Annotated in this window: 20 protein-coding genes; 13 read left to right on the top strand and 7 right to left on the bottom strand. The window is 59.0% G+C overall.

What is annotated here, in order from left to right; translation table 11 throughout:
* Positions 1-195 precede the first annotated feature (195 nt).
* Positions 196-1,551 (bottom strand): lysozyme inhibitor LprI family protein, encoded by a 1,356-nt coding sequence (locus FBY12_RS25330; protein WP_145256987.1) that lies wholly within the window; start codon positions 1,549-1,551, stop codon positions 196-198.
* A 230-nt stretch (positions 1,552-1,781) separates the two neighbouring features.
* Here FBY12_RS25330 and FBY12_RS25325 point away from each other — a divergent pair, with 230 nt between their 5' ends.
* The 4 genes from FBY12_RS25325 to FBY12_RS25310 all read left to right on the top strand — a co-directional run bounded on the left by FBY12_RS25325 (position 1,782) and on the right by FBY12_RS25310 (position 6,973).
* On the top strand, positions 1,782-3,386 hold the full coding sequence (locus tag FBY12_RS25325) for a tetratricopeptide repeat-containing response regulator (RefSeq protein WP_121731413.1): 1,605 nt from the start codon (positions 1,782-1,784) through the stop codon (positions 3,384-3,386).
* Complete coding sequence (locus tag FBY12_RS25320) at positions 3,383-4,072, top strand: sensor histidine kinase KdpD (protein ID WP_145256984.1); 690 nt, start codon at positions 3,383-3,385, stop codon at positions 4,070-4,072. The genes FBY12_RS25325 and FBY12_RS25320 overlap by 4 nt, the downstream gene beginning before the upstream one ends.
* Before the next feature lie 210 nt (positions 4,073-4,282).
* A complete protein-coding gene (locus FBY12_RS25315; RefSeq protein WP_178111811.1) occupies positions 4,283-5,524 on the top strand; it encodes a glutamine synthetase family protein in 1,242 nt (413 codons plus the stop codon).
* 69 nt (positions 5,525-5,593) lie between these two features.
* Positions 5,594-6,973, top strand: a complete 1,380-nt coding sequence (locus FBY12_RS25310; protein WP_145256981.1) for an MFS transporter — start codon at positions 5,594-5,596, stop codon at positions 6,971-6,973.
* 65 nt (positions 6,974-7,038) lie between these two features.
* Here FBY12_RS25310 and FBY12_RS25305 read toward each other — a convergent pair whose 3' ends face one another.
* The 4 genes from FBY12_RS25305 to flgA all read right to left on the bottom strand — a co-directional run bounded on the left by FBY12_RS25305 (position 7,039) and on the right by flgA (position 9,654).
* Positions 7,039-7,785: a flagellar brake protein gene (locus tag FBY12_RS25305; RefSeq protein ID WP_121731409.1), complete on the bottom strand. Its 747-nt coding sequence runs from the start codon at positions 7,783-7,785 to the stop codon at positions 7,039-7,041.
* A gap of 98 nt (positions 7,786-7,883) precedes the next feature.
* Positions 7,884-8,351 carry a flagella synthesis protein FlgN gene (locus FBY12_RS25300; protein ID WP_092279088.1) on the bottom strand — a complete coding sequence of 156 codons (468 nt, stop codon included), beginning with the start codon at positions 8,349-8,351 and terminating at the stop codon, positions 7,884-7,886.
* Between the two features lie 47 nt (positions 8,352-8,398).
* On the bottom strand, positions 8,399-8,725 hold the full coding sequence (flgM, locus tag FBY12_RS25295; protein ID WP_121731408.1) for a flagellar biosynthesis anti-sigma factor FlgM: 327 nt from the start codon (positions 8,723-8,725) through the stop codon (positions 8,399-8,401).
* Between the two features lie 167 nt (positions 8,726-8,892).
* On the bottom strand, positions 8,893-9,654 hold the full coding sequence (gene flgA / locus FBY12_RS25290; protein ID WP_145256978.1) for a flagellar basal body P-ring formation chaperone FlgA: 762 nt from the start codon (positions 9,652-9,654) through the stop codon (positions 8,893-8,895).
* A gap of 87 nt (positions 9,655-9,741) precedes the next feature.
* On the opposite strand from flgA, the gene FBY12_RS25285 reads away from it, so the two are divergent.
* Genes FBY12_RS25285 through flgE form a run of 7 tightly spaced genes read left to right on the top strand, consistent with a single transcriptional unit; the run spans position 9,742 to position 14,755 of the window.
* A complete protein-coding gene (locus FBY12_RS25285; protein ID WP_092279094.1) occupies positions 9,742-10,674 on the top strand; it encodes a chemotaxis protein CheV in 933 nt (310 codons plus the stop codon).
* Positions 10,675-10,720: 46 nt separating this feature from the next.
* Positions 10,721-11,548, top strand: coding sequence for a protein-glutamate O-methyltransferase CheR (cheR, locus tag FBY12_RS25280; protein WP_074879171.1), 828 nt, complete (start codon positions 10,721-10,723; stop codon positions 11,546-11,548).
* 34 nt (positions 11,549-11,582) lie between these two features.
* Positions 11,583-11,777 carry a hypothetical protein gene (locus tag FBY12_RS25275; protein ID WP_145256975.1) on the top strand — a complete coding sequence of 65 codons (195 nt, stop codon included), beginning with the start codon at positions 11,583-11,585 and terminating at the stop codon, positions 11,775-11,777.
* 31 nt (positions 11,778-11,808) lie between these two features.
* Positions 11,809-12,216 carry a flagellar basal body rod protein FlgB gene (flgB, locus tag FBY12_RS25270; RefSeq protein WP_092279096.1) on the top strand — a complete coding sequence of 136 codons (408 nt, stop codon included), beginning with the start codon at positions 11,809-11,811 and terminating at the stop codon, positions 12,214-12,216.
* A gap of 3 nt (positions 12,217-12,219) precedes the next feature.
* The gene (gene flgC, locus FBY12_RS25265; RefSeq protein ID WP_092279098.1) at positions 12,220-12,663 is read left to right on the top strand and encodes a flagellar basal body rod protein FlgC; all 444 of its coding nucleotides are present in this window, start codon (positions 12,220-12,222) and stop codon (positions 12,661-12,663) included.
* Between the two features lie 15 nt (positions 12,664-12,678).
* Positions 12,679-13,407, top strand: coding sequence for a flagellar hook assembly protein FlgD (gene flgD, locus FBY12_RS25260; RefSeq protein WP_145256972.1), 729 nt, complete (start codon positions 12,679-12,681; stop codon positions 13,405-13,407).
* A gap of 31 nt (positions 13,408-13,438) precedes the next feature.
* The gene (gene flgE, locus FBY12_RS25255) at positions 13,439-14,755 is read left to right on the top strand and encodes a flagellar hook protein FlgE (protein WP_145256970.1); all 1,317 of its coding nucleotides are present in this window, start codon (positions 13,439-13,441) and stop codon (positions 14,753-14,755) included.
* A gap of 356 nt (positions 14,756-15,111) precedes the next feature.
* On the opposite strand, the gene FBY12_RS25250 is transcribed toward flgE, so the two are convergent.
* The gene (locus tag FBY12_RS25250) at positions 15,112-18,006 is read right to left on the bottom strand and encodes a ribonucleoside-diphosphate reductase subunit alpha (RefSeq protein ID WP_145256966.1); all 2,895 of its coding nucleotides are present in this window, start codon (positions 18,004-18,006) and stop codon (positions 15,112-15,114) included.
* Positions 18,007-18,739: 733 nt separating this feature from the next.
* Here FBY12_RS25250 and FBY12_RS25245 point away from each other — a divergent pair.
* Positions 18,740-19,462, top strand: coding sequence for a winged helix-turn-helix domain-containing protein (locus FBY12_RS25245; RefSeq protein WP_092279106.1), 723 nt, complete (start codon positions 18,740-18,742; stop codon positions 19,460-19,462).
* Positions 19,459-21,069: an ATP-binding protein gene (locus tag FBY12_RS25240; RefSeq protein ID WP_145256963.1), complete on the top strand. Its 1,611-nt coding sequence runs from the start codon at positions 19,459-19,461 to the stop codon at positions 21,067-21,069. Before FBY12_RS25245 ends, FBY12_RS25240 begins: the two co-directional genes overlap by 4 nt.
* Before the next feature lie 159 nt (positions 21,070-21,228).
* On the opposite strand, the gene FBY12_RS25235 is transcribed toward FBY12_RS25240, so the two are convergent.
* Positions 21,229-21,954, bottom strand: coding sequence for a 4'-phosphopantetheinyl transferase (locus FBY12_RS25235; RefSeq protein WP_218570650.1), 726 nt, complete (start codon positions 21,952-21,954; stop codon positions 21,229-21,231).
* Between the last annotated feature and the right edge of the window lie 138 nt (positions 21,955-22,092).

Genomic DNA, 22,092 nt, shown 5'->3' with positions numbered 1-22,092 from the left:
GTGTGGGGTTTCCCCATGTGAGAGTAGGTCATCGTCAAGATTAAATTCCGAAACCCCTATCTGCGTATGCAGGTAGGGGTTTTGTTTGTCCGCTACAAACACAAAACGCGCCTACAAAAAAGCCCCACTCAGACAACGTCTGGTGGGGCTTTCTTACATCTACCGAAAATCAAACCACAGAACCAACCCAACCCACTAAATACCATTGTCGCCTTCAACTTTCCCAACCGAAGTCGTCACCCCCGTCATACTCCGTCGCCCATTAACCTGATAACCACGCCCGCCATCTACGGTCTCTGGCTTACGCATCAAAAGTTGCGCATACAGCCCGTCCTTGGCGTTATAACCTCCGAACCAATCCATCAATCGCCCGATATAACAATCGCTGCCCAGCGTGATCGACATATCACCGACAATTTCAAACGTGTAATGCCCGGTGCCATAAGAGGAATAAGCGCCGTCACCCTCACCTGTCGGTGGAATAGGGCACAACGGACGGCTCTGATCGCCCACATCTTTCGCTTCAGTCTTGCTGACTTCACTTAATGCTTGAGTCAGCGCTGTATGCAGCGCCGCGTCCAGCGTCGTTACCACTCCTGTTTCTTCATCTTTCTGAGTCTTGGGTACAGACAGCTCGTAGCGATAGTTGACACTTACCGTCGGGACATCGCCGTTCAGCTTCAATGGATTGAGCAGGTAAACATGATCAACCCCGTAATAACTATTCTGATAAGCCGCATAAATGCGTCCACGAATCTTCACCCACGTCACGGTTTGATTCGCCCCGCGACCACTCAGAGAAAAAAGAAAGCTTTCAGAACTCGTTTCAGAATCAGGCGCGGCGACTCTCTTTACAAAAACATCGCCACTGCGCCGAAACGTCTCAATGTACTCAAACAACCCAGTGCCGCCGGTATAGGTATCGACCACCAAATCCCGAAGTCCATCGCCGTCCAGGTCCATCAACGTGTATGACCGGGTTCCGTAGTCCCCGGGAATCTCAGAAGCAGCCAAAGCCTTCCATTCATCCTTTGTCACCCCCGCCGGGGCAGTCGTGGGCAGATGAGGCTCGTCATCAGCGCCCTCGCTTGAAAAATCGGTCGTTCCAACCTTGACCGCCAGCGAGCCTAACACCCGCTCCAAAGGAAACTCAGGGTCGGACTTTTCTATCGCTTGCCGTAAATCTTCAGATGCCAACTTGTCGACATCATCCGGCCTGTAAGCAACTGCATCACTCCAATGCGCCCTCAACTCCTGCAAGCGTTCGCGATAGCGCTGATCAAGACACGCAACATCTTCTACGCAACGATCACGACTCTTCAGCCACGCACGCTGCGCCGTTCGCAATTCAACCTGTTGTTCGGAACTGGCCTTGACCAGCGCCCGATAAGCCGCGCCCATCTGCGTATCCAACGCGTATAGCGCGGCATTCGCGCAGATGGATTTCTCGACGGTGCTCACCGCTTTCGTGCAATCCATTCCAGTCGCCAGCGCATGCTCAGTAGAGAGCAATGCACAGGCAGACAAAATCCAGCGTCCTTTGGTGTACACGTAATAAGACCTTGAGTTCGTAGAGTAAGTAAGTCCCGGCAAAGTGTGCATCAACCAGGCCTCTCAATACATGATTCTGCGCAGAACTCTTCAAGAGAACGCCACTGCTGGCCGATAACCCGAACGGCCGTTGTTTACTTTATCTGCAGCCGTTCGCCAGTCCCTCACGGGCGCGCGAAATCGTATGTTTGCCTTTGGGTTGTTCTTCTTAAATTGCCTGGAAATCTTCGATGCTGTCGTATCACCAAAAGAGTTTTCTGATCGTCGATGATTTCTCGGATTTCCGCAGCTCCGTCAGGTCCATGCTGCGTGAACTGGGCGTCAAGGATGTCGACACCGCTGATACCGGTGAGCAGGCGCTGCGCATGTGTGGGCAGAAGTCGTATGACTTCATCCTCCAGGACTTTCACCTCGGCGATGGCAAGAAGAACGGTCAACAGGTGCTCGAAGACCTGATGATCGAGAAACTGATCAGCCATGAAAGCGTGTTCGTCATGGTCACCGCCGAAACCAGCCAAGCCATGGTACTCAGCGCCCTCGAGCATGAGCCCGACGCGTACCTGACCAAACCGTTCAACCGCTCCGGCCTCGCTCAGCGGCTTGAGCGACTGGTGCAGCGCAAGACCTTGCTCAAGCCGATCCTGCAAGCGCTTGATCGCAACAAACCGGTGGAAGTGCTCAATGCCTGCATCGCCCTGTGCAAGCAGGACGTGCGTTATGCGCCGCTGTGCCTGCGTTATCGCGCCGATGCCTTGCGCGACCTGAATCAGAACGACGCGCTGGAACGCCTCTACGACAGCATCATTGCTGATCGGCCACTGCCGTGGGCATTCGCCGGGTTGGGCAAGTTGCTGTTCAAGCGCGGACAGGTCACTCAGGCCAAAGAAGTGTATGAAAAAGCCCTGAAAGTGTTTCCGATGATGCCGGCACTGTATGACGGCATGGCCGACGTGTTGATTGCTCAGGGTGATACCAAAGGTGCCCAGCGCATTCTGGAAGAAGCCATTCGCCTGTCGCCACTGGCGGTGCGGCGTCAGGCGTTGCTGGGTAAGTTGGCCATGACCAACGAAGATTTCGAAACGGCCTCCAAAGCCTATCGCCAAGCCGTGTCGCAAGGTGCGCAGTCGCGTTTCAAGGATGCCGAAAGCAACCTCGGCCTCGCGCATGCCTTGATTAGCAAGGGCAGCGACAAGGGCCTCGACACGCGCACACGACTGGAAATCAACACCACACTCAGCGCGGTGGCCAAGGAGAATCCTTCCGACCCCGGCCTGCAGGTGCGTGCGCGGCTGATGAAAGCCACCAGCCTGCTGCTCAACGATGCCGAGACCGCGGAAAAGCTCACCGAGCAAGCGATGATGCGCATCGAAGGCATGGAGCAATTCATGAGCGCCGACGCCGCGCTACTCGTCGCCAAGCAACTGCAAATGCTCGGTCAGGCGGACGCCGGTGCGTCGATGCTGAAAAACTGCGCGGAGATTTACGGTGACGACCCATCGGTGATGCAAGGCATCGCCAAGCTGACCGACGACCCGACTATCCTCAATGCCGGCAATGCCGCCGCCGACCTCAACCGCCAAGGCGTGCGCGTGTACAAGGCCGGCAACCTGGTGGAAGCGCGGGACGTGTTCCGCAAAGCTCTGGCGCTGCAACCGAAGAACATCAGTATCGCGTTGAACATGGCGCAATCGTTGCTGCACGGCACGGACACCAGCGTGCCGTCGGCGGAACTTGAGGCGTGTCGCGCCTGCCTGAAAACGGTCGGCATGATGCCCGATACTGATCCGCGTTTTCCCCGTTATCAGAAGCTGCGAAGCAAGGCGTTTGGCGAATGAACGACACTCAACAGGCTCTCGATTTTTCCACGGTGATTGCCTCCACCGTGCACGACATGAAGAACTCCCTGGCGATGTTGATGCAGGCCCACAGCCAATGGCTCGCGCGCTCGCCGGATCAGCAGCAGAGCAAGGAGCAAGGCGTTATCGAGTTCGAATTCGCCCACCTTAATGGCATGCTTGTGCAGTTGCTCGGGCTGTACAAGCTTGGCGTCAATCAGATGCCGTTGCAGCCGGCTTACCACGAGCTCGACGACTTCATCGAAGCGCAACTGGCCGCGCATCAGGACGTGTTCGCCAGTCGCGGCATCATGGCCACCTACGAGGTCGATCCGCTGAGTCCGTTGGGTTTCTTCGACCGCGAACTGATTGCGACGGTGCTCGGCAACAGCATCAACAACGCGATCCGTTTTGCCCGCGATTCGTTGTTGATTACGGTCAGCGACGAGGCCGGTCAGTTGGTTATCACGGTCAACGACGATGGCGAAGGCTACCCGGCGCAGATGATCGAGCGCCAGGCCGATTACGTGCAGGGCATCAACCACAGCAGCGGCAGCACCGGCCTGGGTTTGTATTTCGCCGGACGGATTGCCGCGTTGCATCAGCGCAATGGCGTCGGCGGTTTCACCCGCATCAGCAATGGCGGCCCGCTTGGCGGCGGCGTGTTCAGTGTTTATTTACCCTGAAACGATGCAGCAGGCCTTTTTGTTCGCCGGTGCTTGATATTCCGAACGGGCGGAGCCTATTTTGTTCGGGTCGCCGTTCGCGGCTCGCACAACAACAAGGATTGCGTCATGACAACCGATGGCCAGCGCTCACTCGCTCAGCGATTGACCGGCATTGATGAGATTGAATGTGTCACGCCGGATTTGAACGGCGTACCACGGGGCAAAGTGATGACCGCCGAGGGATTCCTCGAAGGGCGACGGTTGCAGATGGCGCGGGGCGTGCTGCTGCAATGCATCATGGGCGGATATCCGCCAGCGCGGTTTTATGGCAGCGATGACGGCGACCTCGCGTTGGTGCCGGACCCCGCGCAGATTCACCGCTTGCCCTGGAGCCGCCAGCCGCGCGCGTTGGCCATTTGCGACGCCGACGAATTGAGCGGCGAGAGCTCGGCGCTGTCGACGCGCGGCCAGCTCAAAGCGGTCATTGCCCGTTACGCCGCGCGCGGTTTGGCGCCGGTGGTGGCGACTGAACTTGAGTTCTTCGTGTTCGCGCCCAATCCCGATCCGACCCAACCGTTCCAGCCGCCGCTGGGCCTGGACGGTCGTCGCGAGGACGGGCATTCGGCATTCAGCGTCAGCTCCAACAACGGCCTGCGCCCGTTCTTCAGCGAAGTCTACGAATGCATGGCCGCGCTGGGCTTGCCGCGCGACACCTTCATGCACGAGATGGGCGTCAGTCAGTTCGAGATCAATTTGCTTCATGGCGATCCGTTGCTGCTGGCCGATCAGACATTCCTGTTCAAGCACCTGTTGAAAGAAGTCGCGCTCAAGCACGGTTTGACCGTGGTGTGCATGGCCAAACCTTTGGCGCACACGCCAGGCAGTTCGATGCATATTCACCAGAGCATCGTCGAAATCGGCAGCGGGCGTAATGTGTTCAGCGACCAGCGTGGCGAACCGACCGCGACGTTCCGGCATTTCATTGGTGGGCAGCAGGCTGGCATGGCGGACTTCACCGCGCTGTTCGCGCCCAACGTCAATTCGTACCAGCGCTTGTGCCATCCGTTCGCCTCGCCGAACAACGCTTGCTGGTCCGAAGATAACCGGGCGGCCGGTTTGCGCATTCCGGCGAGTTCGCCGGTGGCCCGGCGCGTGGAAAATCGCCTGCCTGGCGCCGATGCCAATCCGTACCTGGCGATCGCCGCGAGCCTGGCTGCCGGGCTGCACGGCATCGAAAACGAGCTCGAACCGAGCGCGGCAATTCAGGGCGAATTTGTCGTGCCGGATAATCTTTCGTTGCCATGTACCTTGCATGCCGCTCTTGAGCGTCTGAAGCGTAGTCAATTGGCGATGGAACTGTTTGGCAAGGAGTTCATCGAAGGCTACGTCGCTTCGAAGACCATGGAATTGACCAGCTTCTTTGATGAAATTACTCCCTGGGAACGGCGTGTTTTAGCAGCCCAGGCCTGACGATCCGTCGTCTTCGGGCTATCGATTACCGATAGCCCGATCCACTGCAAGGAGCCGCTCGGAACGCCGATGCGCCAAATCTGGAAATCCTTTCGAGCGCTGTATTTTGCCTCGCTGATGATGTTGATCGGCTCAGGCCTTTTAAGCACCTATCTGGCCTTGCGCCTGGCCGCTGACAACGTCGACAGTTTGTGGGTCGGTGCGTTGATGGCGGCGAACTATTTCGGCCTGGTATTGGGCGGCAAGATTGGTCACCGGCTGATTGCCCGGGTCGGCCACATTCGTGCCTATGCCGCGTGCGCCGGGATCGTCGGCGCCGCCGTGTTGGGCCACGGGTTGATTGACTGGCTGCCGGCGTGGCTGTTTTTGCGGGTGATCGTCGGTCTCGGCATGATGTGCCAGTACATGGTCATCGAGAGCTGGCTCAACGAGCAGGCTGAGGCCAAGCAACGCGGTCTGGTATTCAGCGGTTACATGATCGCTTCGTACCTGGGGCTGGTGTTGGGCCAACTGATCCTGGTTCTGCATCCGGGATTGGGCCTGGAACTGCTGATGCTGGTCGCGCTGTGTTTCGCCTTGTGTCTGGTGCCGGTGGCCCTGACCCGACGCATTCACCCGGCGGCGCTGCACCCGGCGCCGATGGAGCCGCGCTTCTTTATCAAACGTGTGCCGCAGTCATTGAGCACGGTGCTCGGTGCCGGTTTGATCGTCGGTTCGTTCTACGGTCTCGCGCCGCTGTATGCCTCCCAGCAAGGGCTATCGACGGAGCAGGTTGGTCTGTTCATGGGTAGCTGCATTTTTGCCGGTCTGGTGGTGCAGTGGCCGTTGGGCTGGTTGTCCGATCGTTATGATCGGGCGCTGCTGATCCGCTGCTTTGCGCTTTGCCTGGCGGTGGCGGCGTTGCCACTGGCGATCATGACCGAAGTGCCGCTTGAGGTGCTGTTCATCGCCGGTTTCCTCTGTTCGCTGGTGCAGTTCTGTTTGTATCCGCTGGCCGTGGCGTTCTCCAATGACCACGTCGAGGGTGATCGCCGAGTGTCGCTGACGGCGATGTTGCTGGTGACTTACGGCGTCGGTGCGAGCATCGGGCCATTAGCCGCCGGCGTGCTGATGAAGCTGTTCGGCAGTCAAATGCTCTATGCCTTTTTCAGTTTCTTCGCGTTGGTGCTGGTGTGGCGGATTCGCCCGAAAGCGGTGACCAATCTGCACGTGGTCGACGATGCGCCGCTGCATCACGTCGCCATGCCGGACAGCATGTCGAGCTCGCCGCTGGTTGCGGCGCTCGATCCGCGTGTCGACGAGCAAGTAGTGCAGGAGCAGATGCACAATCCGGTCGAGCCTGAACCAGAGCCTGAGCCGGAACAGCAACCAGAATCCGACCCCGCCACCGACGAGCCGGAAGACCCGGACGCCGGACGCGAACAAAGCTTTACCGAAGCCAGGCCTTGAAATAGGCGCAAAAAAACGGGCAGTCACCGCAAGGGACTGCCCGTTTTTATTGGCGCGGGATAATTCTACATGTCGTCTTTATCAAAGCGCCGCGCTTCGCGTTGCAGCTGATAGACGAAGCGTTCGACCTGCCGTTGCACCAGCCCGCTCATATTGTGAAAGCGCACGCCAGCGAACGTTGTGGAGATTCTTTCTTCGAAGTGCAGGTAACGCAATTCAACCGGCGCGGTCATGCTGCCGAAGGGCAGGGCGGCGATGAAACGGTCGTAGACCTGGCCCAGTTGCAGGCTGGAGGTGATATCGCCCTCGAAGCGCAACTTGCAGCCGGTCGCGGAGATATCCAGCAACTTGCCGCTGATGGGCGACTTGAGTTTGTCGCCGCCCAGTTCGACGCTGACCAGTTGGGCCAGTTTCAACGCGGCGCGGAAGGCGTTGCGGCGCTGGTGATAAACCACTTCGGCCGGCAGCGCGCCACGGTAGCAGCGCGCGCCATCGGTTTCGCTGATGGTCAGCGGGCCATTGCTGTCCCAGGCGATGCGCACACCGTCGTGGAAGCCTTCGACGCGATAGGGTTCGCCGGCCAGCAGAAAACGTTCACCGTCGCGCGGGATCATCTCGTCCAGCGCCATTGTGTTGCTGTCGCGATCGATGTCCACCAGATAGCTCTGGAAACGCTGGCTACGTTCGTGGAACGTGATGATCAGCGGATCATGGCTGTCTTGCAGCTGGCGCAGGTTGCCGGAGATTTCCAGGGCAGTGGTGAGCACCTTGGGTGGCTGCGGAGCATCATCCGCGCTTGAGGCATTGAACACGGTTCATCAATCTCCAGACAAAATATGACTACTAGCAGCATTGGCTAGCATTCTGCCAGCATGTTTCGTGTCTTGATAGGGCGTGCTGATTTGCGCGCTCACGCCTGGCTGAGCGGGCGGGGCTTGGCAAGCTTGGCGGTGGAGCCGCGGGCGTCATATAGCGCTGGAGGTTCACCGCCGGTGAGAATCTTCAATTGATTGGCGGTGGCGGCCTGCTGCATCAGGATCGACTGGCCATTTTTGACGTTGGCCGCTTGGCATTGAGCCAGCAGATCGGTCAGCACGTCGCTCTGCGCCAGCAACTGGTCGCCGATGCTTGAATGGCTGGCGAGTTGCTCAAGACCCTCGCGGGTCATGGGCAGGTTGAGGCTGACGAGGATTTCGCTGCGCTTGCGGCCATGCTGTTCGAGCAGAATGATCAGTGCCTGTTTCTGCGCCAGAATTTCTTCGAGCAGTGGCATGTCACGACCGTGCAAAGCGAGGGACTCGGTTTGCAACAACTCCAGCAAACGTTGAGCTGGAGCAAAGTCATCGGTGATCAATTGCAATAAATTAGTGTCGTGCATGGCTGGCCTTGGGTTTTAAGCGTCCAAAAGCCGGCGCAGGCGAAGGCCTAGCGCTGGGCTTCGAAGTTGAGCAGTTTGCTGGCTACACGGCTGCTGTCGACTTTATAGCTGCCATCGGCGATTGCTGCTTTCAACTCGGCCACACGGGCGTTGTCGACGGCAGGTTGATCGCGCAGCTTGTCAGTGACCTTCTGCAACTGTTGAGCCTCATTGCTGAGGTGTACCGATTCCCCGCTTTTAACGGTAGCGGCCTGTTCGGCCGGAGTATTCAGCGCTGCGGATTTGCCGGCGTCGGCGTTTTCCTTGGCGGCGCTGGTACGTGTACTGCCCGAAAGTGACGAGGAGTTATTTAGACGGCTGAAATCGATGACCATGACAAAAAACCTCTGGGTATTTGGACGCTTGCCATGTTTTCGGCACTCCCTGCGAAAACTTTAGGCTCATTTAAACAATGAGCTGCAACGCGCCACCACTTGAGTTGCATGGGCACAGTTTAGGCATGCGCCAAGCGGCGCGCCATAGGTTCGCTACATCCCTGACCTCACATGGACACTTCCACCTGACCCGGCGCGGTGACTTGCGCCTTGATCACGCGCATCGAATTAAGGTTTTTCACCCGTATTTGCTGGGCCATGCCGCCATTGGACAACGCTTCGCCGGGCATGCGCACGCTGAGCGTACCGCTGCGGGCGGTGATCACCACTTGATCGCCCTTGCGCACCACTTCTGCCTGTTCGAGGTGAACCAGGGTCATCACCTGATCGGCAACCGTTGGTCGGGTAAGTTTCTGCCCAATCGCTTGGTCAACCGAGGTGAAGTAACCCTGATTGATCAGGCTGATGTCGCGCTCACGCAAAGCAACATCGCCAGGTTCGATAATGCCGCTACGCTTGAGAGGCCGAGTGGTGGTGACGACTTCCCGAAACAGGCGTACTTGAGCGGGTACGAACACCGTCCACGGTGAATTGCCTTCACACCGCAGCTTGACCGTAACCCGGCCAATCGGCGTTGCCGGACTCTCCAGCGTGGCTGTCAATTCCTTGTCGCACATGGGCATGCGCATACGCGGATCGAGCTGTTTGACTTCGATCTCGTAGCGGCCCTCGGTTTGACTGGTCGCCAAATAGTCTTCAACAGTGAACTCAAGAAACCCCTGAGTCACGCCGATAAGCATATCAGGCAAGGTAACCGCGTCAGCAACGGCAGGGCTGCCAAGGGGCAAAAGGCAAACGGCCGACATCACGCAAAGCAATTTGCGGTAGTTTGATGTCAGGCGTCGGAAAAATGTCGTTTGTTCGTTCATACGGGTTAAAAAGCAAGCGCCGTGCCGTTTAGTGATGAATGTGCGTCGCAACACAACTTAGCGTTGGTGGGTGTGGGGAGTCTGGGCATGGCTGGTGTAATGGATTCGGTAAACCAGCGCACGCAACTGGTAGGGCAGAATCGCCTGGAGCTGTTGTTGTTCCGTCTCGACGGCAAACAGCTTTATGGGATCAACGTATTCAAGGTTCGTGAGGTGCTGCAATGCCCCAAGCTGACCGTGATGCCCAAGTCCAGTCCCGTCGTGTGCGGTGTGGCAAATATTCGCGGGGCAACGATTCCGATTCTGGATCTGGCGATGGCCACAGGTTCCGGAGCGTTGAAAGACAAGAACAGTCCTTTCGTGATCATCACGGAGTACAACACCAAGACTCAGGGTTTCCTGGTTCGGTCGGTGGAGCGCATCGTCAACATGAACTGGGAGGAGATTCATCCGCCACCCAAGGGCACTGGACGCGATCATTACCTGACGGCTGTGACTCGGGTCGACAATCAGTTAGTCGAAATCATCGACGTCGAGAAGATCCTCGCTGAAGTCGCGCCGACCCCGGAAGCGATTTCCGCCGGTGTGGTCGATGTCGAAACCCAGCACAAGGCGTTGTCCTTGCGCGTTTTGACGGTTGATGACTCGTCGGTGGCACGCAAGCAGGTCTCGCGTTGTCTGCAGACGGTTGGCGTCGAAGTGGTGGCGCTGAACGATGGTCGGCAAGCGCTGGATTACCTGCGCAAACTGGTCGACGAGGGGAAGAAACCGGAAGAAGAATTCTTGATGATGATTTCCGACATCGAGATGCCGGAGATGGACGGGTATACGCTGACGGCCGAAATCCGCAGCGACCCGCGCATGCAAAAGCTCCATATCATCCTGCATACTTCGTTGTCGGGTGTATTCAATCAGGCGATGGTCAAGAAAGTCGGTGCCGATGACTTCCTGGCCAAATTCCGTCCTGATGACCTGGCATCCCGGGTAGTCGACCGGATCAAAGCAGCAGACATCAGCTAGGGGCCTTTTGCCCCTGGCAGTTCACACGATTTAAGAGGCGGTATCTTTGTCTACGGGTAATTTGGATTTCGAACAGTTCCGGGTATTCCTGGAAAAAGCCTGTGGCATTTTGCTTGGTGAAAACAAGCAATACCTGGTGTCGAGCCGTCTCAACAAACTGATGGAACAGCAGGGCATCAAGTCCCTGGGTGAGTTGGTGCAGCGCATCCAGACCCAGCCGCGCAGTGGTTTGCGTGAAATGGTGGTGGATGCCATGACCACCAACGAAACCCTGTGGTTTCGTGACACCTATCCGTTTGAAGTCTTGAAGAACAAGGTCTTGCCTGCGGCGATCAAGGCAGCTCCCGGCCAGCGTCTGCGGATCTGGTCGGCGGCGTGCTCGTCGGGTCAGGAACCGTATTCGCTGTCGATGTCGATCGACGAGTTCGAGCGCGTCAACATGGGCCAGTTGAAGATGGGCGTGCAGATTGTTGCCACTGACCTGTCCGGCACCATGTTGACCAACTGCAAGACCGGCGAATACGACAGCCTGGCGATCGGTCGCGGTTTGTCGCCCGAGCGCCTGCAGCGTTACTTCGACCCGAAAGGGCCGGGCCGCTGGGCGATCAAGGCACCGATCAAGAGTCGCGTCGAGTTTCGCTCTTTCAACTTGCTCGACAGCTACGCGGCGCTGGGCAAGTTCGACATCGTGTTCTGCCGCAACGTGTTGATTTACTTCTCCGCCGAGGTGAAGAAAGACATTCTGTTGCGCATCCACAGCACGCTGAAGCCGGGCGGTTACCTGTTCCTTGGCGCATCGGAAGCGCTGAACGGTTTGCCCGATCATTACCAGATGGTCCAGTGCAGCCCGGGGATTATTTACCAGGCGAAGTGATGCAAAAAGCAGCGCGCTTAAAAAGGGAGTCCTCATGGACTCCTTTTTTATGCGCGCTGCTTTTGCATCCCTACAGGTGATTGATGTTGTCCGTGGCAAAGCGGCAGAAAAGCGGCAGCCAGCGGAAACCGGTTGCCGCTTTTCTGGCATTGCCGCGTTGCCGCTGCCCGCAAACCCCCGGTTTACGGGGTTTTTTGAATTGGCACGCTGCTTGCTATGGTCCAGTTAACGAAAAATCCGGTCACCCGAAGGTTCCCGCCATGAGCATCAGCTTCGATAACGCGCTCGGTATCCACGAGAAAGCCCTGGGCTTCCGCGCCCAGCGTGCAGAAGTCCTGGCCAACAACATCGCCAACGCCGACACCCCGAACTACAAGGCTCGGGATCTGGACTTCTCCGCCGTGCTTGCCGCGCAAAGCGAGAAAACCAAGAACGGCGCATTCGCCTTGAACATGACCAACAACCGTCATATCGAAGCCGAAGGCCTGAGCAATGGCGACGAGTCGCTGCTGTATCGCACGCCGATGCAGCCGTCGCTCGACCAGAACACCGTGGACGCGCAACTGGAACAGTCGAGCTACGCGGAAAACGCGGTCAACTTCCAGGCCAGCTTCACCCTGCTCAACAGCAAATTCAAAGGGCTGGTTGCAGCCCTGCGCGGAGAGTAAGTCATGTCCCTAGCCAGTGTTTTCAACATTGCCGGTAGCGGCATGAGTGCCCAGACCACACGTTTGAACACCGTCGCCTCGAACATCGCCAACGCCGAAACCGTCTCGTCGAGCATCGACCAGACCTATCGCGCGCGCCACCCGGTATTCGCCACCATGTTCCAGGGCGGCCAGGCTGGCGGCAGCGATTCGCTGTTCCAGAACCAGGACGCTGCCGGTCAAGGCGTGCAAGTACTGGGCGTGGTCGAGGACCAGGCCGAACTCGAAGCGCGTTACGAGCCGGGCCATCCGGCGGCGGACGCCAAGGGTTACGTCTACTACCCGAACGTCAACGTCGTTGAAGAAATGGCCGACATGATTTCCGCGAGCCGTTCGTTCCAGACCAACGCCGAGATGATGAACACCGCCAAAACAATGATGCAGAAGGTGCTGACCCTCGGTCAGTAACAAGGGGCGACTCAGATGAGTGTTACCGATTCCACCGCTGGCCTGAGCATGAACGACATTCTGGCGAACTCGTCAGTCAAGTCGAGCAGCTCCACGGGTGACGGCATTGCCTCCGCGACCAACAGCGCCACTGGCAGCCAGAAGCTGGGCAAAGATGCCTTCCTGCAACTGCTGGTTACCCAACTGAAAAACCAGAACCCGCTGGACCCGCAAGACAACAGTGCGTTCGTCGCGCAGTTGGCGCAGTTCAGCAGCCTGGAAGGCATCACCACGTTGAACGACACGGTGACCTCGATTGCCGGCAACTACAGCTCTTCGCAAGCGTTGCAGGCGTCGTCGCTGGTCGGCCGTTCGGTGATCGTGCAGACCGGTTCGGTGCAGGTCGATGATCCGACCAAACCGGTGACCGGCTCGGTCAACCTGTCGACGTCGATCGCCGGCGGCACCGTGACCATTACCGACAAGGATGGCAAAGCGATCCGCACCATCGACCTTGGCGCACGCGCGGCCGGCAGTGCCAGCTTCACGTGGGATGGCAAGGATTCGAGCGGCGCCGTGGTGCCGGTCGGCACCTATAACGTCAAGGCCAGTGCGCCAATCGACGGCAAGGCCACGGACCTGGCGGTGTATCTGCCGGCCACGGTCAACAGCGTGACCCTCAGCCAGACCGGCGGCGAGCTGATGCTCAACCTCGCAGGCCTGGGCCCGGTCGCCCTGTCCAAAGTTCAAACCATTGGTATATAGAGCCGACTAACCCGGCACAAAGGAGTGGAATATGTCTTTCAATATCGGCCTTAGCGGTCTCTATGCAGCCAACAAACAACTGGACGTGACCGGCAACAACATCGCCAACGTCGCGACCACCGGTTTCAAATCGTCCCGTGCAGAATTCGAAGACGTGTACTCGGCGACCAAGCTGGGTTCGGGCAGCAAAACCGTCGGTAACGGTGTGCGCCTGGCCAACGTTTCCCAGCAGTTCACCCAGGGCGACATCAGCAACACCGGCAACGTACTGGACATGGGCATCAACGGTTCGGGTTTCTTTACCCTGAGCAACAATGGCTCGCTGTCCTACACCCGTGCCGGTACGTTCAAAGTCGACAAGGAAGGTTTTGTTACCAACTCCGACGGCACTGCAAAACTGCAGGGCTACGGCGTCGATGCCAGCGGCAAGATCGCCAACGGCGTTCTCAGTGACCTGCGCATCGACACCTCGAACCTGGCGCCGAAAACCACCACCAGCATTGCTTCGACGATCAACCTGAACTCCACTGCAACGGATATCGATCAGGTTGCCAACCCGTTCGACCCGAGCAAATCGGCGTCCTTCACCAAGCAGTTCACCACGCCGGTCTACGATACCCAGGGCAACAAGCACGACATGGACCAGTACATGGTCAAGACGGGCGCTAACACCTGGAAAACCTACACGCTGATCGATGGCCGTAACCCGGATGGCAGCGATCCGACCAACGCAGCGACCCCGCCGGTTGCTTCGACCATGTCGTTCAACAGCTCGGGCAAACTGGTCTCGGTGACCACGCCGGCCACGCCGACGCCAATCGTCAGCCCTGATCTGAAAGTCACCGGTTGGGTGCCAGGCACCGTGACCAATGGTGTGTGGGCGCCGAACGGCGCTTCCGCCGATCCGGCCGGCATGAGCATTTCCATGGCCGACACCACGCAGTACAACGCTGACACCGCACGTTCGATTCCAACGCAGAACGGTTACGCAACTGGCCAGATCACCAACCTGACCATCGACGGCAGCGGTGTGTTGCTGGCCAACTTCAGCAACAACCAGACCAAGCCGATCGGGCAGATCGCGCTCGCCAGCTTCACCAACGAGCAGGGCCTGCAACCGGTGGGTGGCACTAGCTGGAAAGAAACCTACGCGTCGGGCATCCCGGGCTACGATTCGCCGGAAACCGGCACCTTGGGTTCGATCCAGTCCAACGCGCTGGAAGAGTCCAACGTCAACCTGACCAACGAACTGGTTGATTTGATCAAGGGCCAGAGCAACTACCAGGCGAACGCCAAAACCATCTCGACCCAGAGCACCATCATGCAGACCATCATTCAGATGGCTTGATGTTGGTTGGGTTGTAGCGCTGCACAAGGAGCCCCTCGGAAGAGGGGCTTTTTTGTGGCCGGGGTTTGGTGGCTGGCAATGGGATTTGTGTTGGCGGGGAGGGCGCCTTCGCGAGCAAGCATCGCTCCCACAGTTGGCCGTGCTTGATGGCCTCTTCGCGGGCAAGCCTCGACCCTACAGGTGGCAATGATTGCGCCGAGGTATGCGAAACCTGTAGGAGCGAGGCTTGCCCGCGAAGGCGTCAGCTCGGCCAACCCTTTCCTGCGGGCAAAAGAAAACCCCCGGTCCGCCAGAGGCAGATCGGGGGTTTCAGACAAGCGCCTCGCAGCGCTTATCGATTCAACGTACCGCTCGGCTTATTGGCAAGCTTCGCAATCCGGCTCGTCGATGGCGCAAGCCTTCGGCACTGGAGCAGGCCCGGCAGGCGCAGCCAATACTGAATCGTCACCGTGGTTGCCGCCGCTGGAAACCGCGTTCAGCTTGCCGGTGTTGATGGTCGACTTCTCGGTGCTGGTCGCGGCCAGGGCACGGAGGTAGTAAGTGGTTTTCAGACCACGGTACCAAGCCATGCGGTAGGTCACGTCGAGCTTCTTGCCCGAAGCGCCGGCGATGTACAGGTTCAGCGACTGAGCCTGGTCGATCCACTTCTGACGACGGCTGGCCGCGTCAACGATCCACTTGGTGTCCACTTCGAAGGCAGTCGCGTAGAGCTCTTTGAGTTCTTGCGGGATGCGCTCGATCTGCTGCACCGAACCGTCGTAGTACTTCAGGTCGTTGATCATGACCGAGTCCCACAGACCGCGAGCCTTGAGGTCGCGAACCAAGTACGGGTTGATCACGGTGAATTCGCCCGACAGGTTCGATTTCACATAAAGGTTCTGATAAGTCGGTTCGATCGACTGCGAAACGCCAGTGATGTTGGCGATGGTCGCGGTCGGCGCGATGGCCATGATGTTGGAGTTACGAATGCCTTTCTGTACACGGGCGCGAACCGGTGCCCAGTCCAGGGATTCGTTCAGGTCAACGTCGATGTACTTCTGGCCACGTTGCTCGATCAGGATCTGTTGCGAATCCAGCGGCAGAATGCCTTTGGACCACAGCGAACCCTTGAACGTCTCGTAAGCGCCGCGCTCGTCAGCCAGGTCGCAGGAAGCCTGGATCGCGTAGTAGCTGACCGCTTCCATCGACTTGTCGGCGAACTCGACGGCAGCGTCGGAACCGTAAGGAATGTGCTGCAGGTACAGCGCGTCCTGGAAGCCCATGATGCCGAGGCCGACCGGACGGTGCTTGAAGTTGGAGTTCTTCGCTTGCGGCACCGAGTAGTAGTTGATGTCGATAACGTTATCGAGCATGCGCACGGCGGTGTTCACGGTACGTTCCAGCTTGGCGGTGTCGAGCTTGCCGTTGGTGATGTGGTTCGGCAGGTTGATCGAGCCCAGGTTGCAAACGGCGATTTCGTCCTTGTTGGTGTTCAAGGTGATTTCGGTGCACAGGTTCGAGCTATGGACCACGCCCACGTGCTGCTGCGGGCTGCGCAGGTTGCACGGGTCTTTGAAGGTCAGCCAAGGGTGGCCGGTTTCAAACAGCATGGAGAGCATTTTGCGCCACAGGTCTTTGGCCTGAATGGTCTTGAACAGCTTGATCTTGCCCGGGTATTGCGACAGCGCTTCGTAGTACTCGTAACGCTCTTCGAACGCCTTGCCGGTCAGGTCGTGCAGGTCCGGCACTTCGGATGGCGAGAACAGGGTCCACTGGCCATCATCGAAGACGCGCTTCATGAACAGGTCAGGGATCCAGTTGGCAGTGTTCATGTCGTGGGTACGACGACGATCATCACCGGTGTTCTTGCGCAGCTCGATGAACTCTTCGATGTCCATGTGCCAGGTTTCCAGGTAGGCACAGACCGCGCCTTTGCGCTTGCCGCCCTGGTTGACCGCTACGGCGGTGTCGTTGACCACTTTCAGGAACGGTACAACGCCCTGGGATTTGCCGTTGGTGCCCTTGATGTACGAACCGAGCGCACGAACCGGCGTCCAGTCGTTGCCCAGGCCGCCAGCGAATTTCGACAACATGGCGTTGTCGTGGATCGCGTGGTAAATGCCCGACAGGTCATCCGGCACGGTGGTCAGGTAGCAGCTGGAAAGCTGTGGACGCAGGGTGCCGGCGTTGAACAGCGTCGGGGTCGAGGACATGTAGTCGAAGGACGACAGCAGGTTGTAGAACTCGATTGCACGGTCTTCTTTGTGCTTCTCTTCAATCGCCAGGCCCATGGCCACGCGCATGAAGAAGATCTGCGGCAGTTCGAAGCGGATACCGTCCTTGTGGATGAAGTAACGGTCGTACAGGGTTTGCAGGCCCAGGTAGGTGAACTGCTGATCGCGCTCGTGGTTGATAGCCTTGCCGAGTTTTTCCAGGTCAAACGTGGCCAGGATCGGGTTGAGCAATTCGAATTCGATACCCTTGGCGATGTAGGCCGGCAGCGCTTTGGCGTACAGGTCGACCATCTCGTGGTGGGTCGCGCTTTCGGCCACTTCGAGGAAGCTCAGGCCTTCGGCACGCAGGGTGTCCATCAGCAGGCGGGCGGTCACGAACGAGTAGTTCGGCTCACGCTCGACCAGCGTACGGGCGGTCATCACCAGTGCGGTGTTGACGTCGGTCAGGGCCACGCCGTCGTACAGGTTTTTCAGGGTTTCGCGCTGGATCAGGTCGCCGTCGACTTCTTCCAGGCCTTCGCACGCTTCAGTGACGATGGTGTTCAAGCGACCCATGTCCAGCGGGGCAAACGTGCCGTCGGCGCGGGTGATGCGGATCGATGGGTGTGCGTTGACCGCTTCCTCGACCGGCGCGTGGGCAGCGCGTTCTTTCGAACGACCGTCACGGTAGATCACGTAGTCGCGCGCCACTTTCTGCTCGCCGGCACGCATCAGGGCCAGTTCAACCTGGTCCTGGATTTCTTCGATGTGGATAGTGCCGCCCGAAGGCATGCGACGCTTGAAGGTTGCGGTGACTTGTTCGGTCAGGCGGGCAACGGTGTCATGGATTCGCGACGAGGCGGCAGCGGTGCCGCCCTCAACTGCGAGAAACGCTTTGGTGATAGCGACGGTGATTTTGTCATCGGTATAAGGGACGACAGTGCCGTTACGCTTGATCACGCGCAATTGACCAGGCGCGGTGGCGGACAGATCCGAAGTCGAATCAGCGGCCTGCGGCAAGGTGCCCTGCGGGTTCTCGCGAGTTGTGTCGGTTTGCATGGGGGGTTGTCTCCGCATTCTCTATGTTTGTTTGAGCACCGTCATGGTGCTCACCGTTCTGTCCTGAAGCACTACAACCGACGGGCGCCGGCATAACGACTTCTGGACAGTAGGAAAAAGGCTAATGACGCCGCATCCTTGCCGAAGTCTTTGGCAGCGAGCTGGGCTCGACACCGGATTCCTTTCAGGGGTGCAGAAATGACTGCAACACCCGTACCGTTCCGACCGTTTCGGTCTTAAAAAACGGTGCCATCCGCAAGTGCGGTTTGGGCTTTGAAAAACACGCTTGGTTCAACCGTAAACAGGCAATAAAGCACTTGAGTTTCAGGTCTGAAATGTGGTTGGGCTTTTAAGCAAAAACCCTACATGTAGGGTTTGGTTTCGCGCCGGGCTACAAGATAAAGCGTTTTGGGGCCCGATTGCAACGGACAACCTGTGGATAAGACGTGGGTAAATCGTGTGGGAATCGTGGAACAGGCGTGTAGGCCGCGACGCTGCTGCATCGCGCGCATTTTCACTGTTTTTCAATCATTGAAAACAGTCGTTCGGATTTTTAAGGGCGCGAACCCTACCACAAAAAAGCGGCTTGTCCGAACGCATTTGCCGACTTGTTTTCTCGCCGGGCGACGTTTATACAATCGGCCGGTGCACACGCATTCTTGTCCTCCCCAATCATTACAAAAAGACGGGCGGATCCTTCCTTATAAGTGTTGTTGGCAAGCAGAGGTCACCCGTGGAGCAAGAAGCCTGGCAGGTATTGATTGTCGAAGACGACCAGCGACTGGCCGAGCTGACCCGCGATTACCTCGAAGCCAACGGCCTGCGCGTGTCGATCGAGGGCAACGGTGCGCTGGCGGCCGCGCGGATCATCAAGGAACAACCGGATCTGGTGATCCTCGACTTGATGTTGCCCGGTGAAGATGGCCTGAGCATTTGCCGCAAGGTTCGCGACAAGTTCGACGGGCCGATTCTGATGCTCACCGCGCGCACCGACGACACCGATCAGATTCTCGGCCTCGACCTCGGCGCCGACGATTACGTGTGCAAACCGGTGCGCCCGCGCTTGCTGCTGGCACGTATCCAGGCCTTGTTGCGCCGCAGCGAAGCGCCGGAAGTCGCCCCGGAAAAACTCCGGCGCTTGCAGTTCGGGCCGCTGATCGTCGACAACGCGCTGCGTGAAGCCTGGCTCAACGACAACGGCATCGAACTGACCAGCGCCGAATTCGACCTGCTGTGGCTGCTGGTGGCCAACGCCGGGCGCATCCTCTCCCGCGAAGAAATCTTCACCGCCCTGCGCGGCATCGGTTACGACGGCCAGGACCGCTCCATCGACGTGCGCATCTCGCGCATCCGTCCAAAAATCGGCGACGACCCGGACCATCCACGCCTGATCAAAACCGTACGCAGCAAAGGTTACCTGTTCGTGCCGGAAGCCTGCGCAGACCTACCGCTGTGAACTCGATTTTCCTGCGCATCTACGGCGGCATGTGCGCAGCGCTGATCCTCGTGGCGGTGCTCGGCGTGCTGGCGCTGCACCTGCTTAATCAGGTGCGCAGCGAGCAATACCGCGAGCGCCTGGCCCACGGCACGTTCTCGTTGATGGCCGACAACCTGCAACCGATGAACCAGACCGAGCGCCACCGCGCGCTGCTGGTGTGGGAACGCTTGCTGGGCATTCCGCTGGCGCTGCAAACCTTCGCCCAGACCGACCTCGACCTGACCCAGCGCACCCGGGTGCTGCGCGGGCAGGCGCTGGTCGAACAGACCGGGCCGCACGCGGCGAAGGTTTATCGCTTGGTCAGCGACAAGGAGCAACTGGTGCTGACCGGCGAAGTGCAGCAGATCAGCGAGCAACTGGCCCGCGCGACTATTTATCTGTTGGCCGACGAACTGGTGCGCTACCCGGTCGCCGAGCAGCCGCAGCGCCTGGCGCAATTGAAGGAAGACAAGGGTTTTGGTTTCGACCTGCGGCTGGTCAAAGTCGAACAGGCTGACATGGATGAAGACCAGAGCCGGCGCGTGTCCGAGGGCGATACGGTGATGGCGCTGGGCAAGGGCGGCGATTCGATCCGCGTGTTTGCCGGCATGGTCGGCACGCCGTGGGTGCTGGAAATCGGTCCGTTGTTCCAGATGAATCCGTATCCGCCGGAATGGCTGGTGTTGATTGCGGCGTTGGGCCTGAGCTTGATCGGGTTGATCGTTTATTTGCTGGTTCGGCAACTGGAGCGGCGTTTGCGTGGCCTCGAAGCCGCCGCCACGCGCATCGCCAAGGGCAGCCTGGAAACCCGCGTGCCGGCGCGCGGCGCGGATTCGGTCGGGCGGCTGGCGGCGGCTTTTAACGGCATGGCCGAGCATTTACAGCAATTGTTGGCGATTCAGCGCGAACTGGTGCGCGCGGTTTCCCACGAACTGCGCACACCGGTCGCGCGCCTGCGTTTTGGCCTGGAGATGATCGGCTCGGCGACCACGCCGCAAGCGTTGGAGAAGTACCGCGAAGGCATGGACCACGACATCGAAGACCTCGACAAACTGGTCGACGAGATGCTGACGTATGCGCGTCTGGAGCAGGGTTCGCCGGCGCTGAATTTCCAGCGCGTCGATCTCGATGCGCTGGTCAATCAAGTCATCGAGGAACTGGCGCCGTTGCGCGCGGAGGTCACGGTGCAGCGCGGTTTGTGTCTGTCCGCCGCCGATTGCGACGACGCCTGGGTTGAAGCCGAACCGCGTTATCTGCACCGCGCGCTGCAAAATCTGGTCGGCAACGCCATGCGCCACGCGCAATCGCGGGTCACGGTGAGTTATCAGGTCGGGCAATTGCGCTGTCGGGTCGATGTCGAGGACGACGGGCCGGGCGTGCCGGAAGCGGCGTGGGAGAAAATCTTCACGCCGTTCCTGCGCCTCGACGACAGCCGCACTCGCGCGTCCGGTGGGCATGGGCTGGGCTTGTCGATTGTGCGGCGCATCGTCCATTGGCACGGCGGCCGGGCGCTGATCAGCAAAAGCAAAAGCCTCGGCGGCGCGTGTTTCAGTTTGAGCTGGCCGAGAAATCAGGAGAAGCGTTGAGGCTTGACGAGCACCTGTAGCAGCTGGCGAAGCCTGCGTTCGGCTGCGAAGCAGTCGTAAATCCTGCGCACGCGGTTTACCTGAAACACTGCGGTGTCTGGTTTGGCGACTGCTGCGCAGCCGAACGCAGGCTTCGCCAGCTGCTACAAGGGGTGAGGCTCAAGCCTTGATACTGACCAGACTCAACAACTGCCCATCCTTCACCGCGAACTGCGCATCCAGCTCGGTGCCATGGCGCCACTCGCTGGACAAATCCGTGAGCAAACGCAGGCGCAGCTGACCGTCCGCCGACCATTCCAGCACTTCAGCGTGTTCAAAATAGAAGCGCTGCTGGACGATCGGGTACAGCGCTTTGAACAGACTTTCCTTCACCGAAAACGTCAGCGTCACCAGCAGCGCCAGATGCTCACTGCCAGCAGCGGCCATGCGCTGCAGCTCCGGCGCTGTGAGGATTTCCCCGGCCAGGCGCTCGGCGCGTTCGAAGTTCAGCAGGTTTTCCAGGTCCATGCCCAAACCGCGCCAGTGCGCCTTGTTTGCGACAATCGCGGCGGCGCGGCCGGTGCTGTGGGTGATCGAGCCTGCAATGTGCGCCGGCCAGACCGGCGCGCGATCCTCGCCGATGGCCGGCACACAATCCAAGCCTTCAAGCTGTTGCAACGCGGCGCGCGCGCACACCCGTCCGGCAAGAAACTCGGCTTGGCGCTTGGCTACCGAACGCTGAATGCTCGCCGGCGGCGCGATGACGCTGCGCTGGAAATCATCGGCGGCCAGTTGCGCAGGGTCGAAGTGCGTGCTGAGCAACACCGTTTCCGCCAGCCGCAATGGCAGCGGCCAATGGGCATCGAGCGGGGTGCAGCAGGCGGGCAGGGCAGGGGTTGAATTCATGGTGGGCATTTTGCCGGGTTGCTCTCAGACTGGGTAGTAGCAACAGCTTTTGTGGCGAGGGGGCTTGGCCCCGTTGAGGCGCGAAGCGGCTCCCGGCATTCGTCCATGCCAGCCGGTTTTGCGACTGCTTCGCAGCCA

Source organism: Pseudomonas sp. SJZ131 (assembly GCF_007828705.1).
GTDB classification, from domain to species: Bacteria; Pseudomonadota; Gammaproteobacteria; order Pseudomonadales; family Pseudomonadaceae; genus Aquipseudomonas; species Aquipseudomonas prosekii.
Note: the sequence above shows the minus strand (reverse complement) of the source record. Positions and strands in the feature narration are given on the sequence as shown.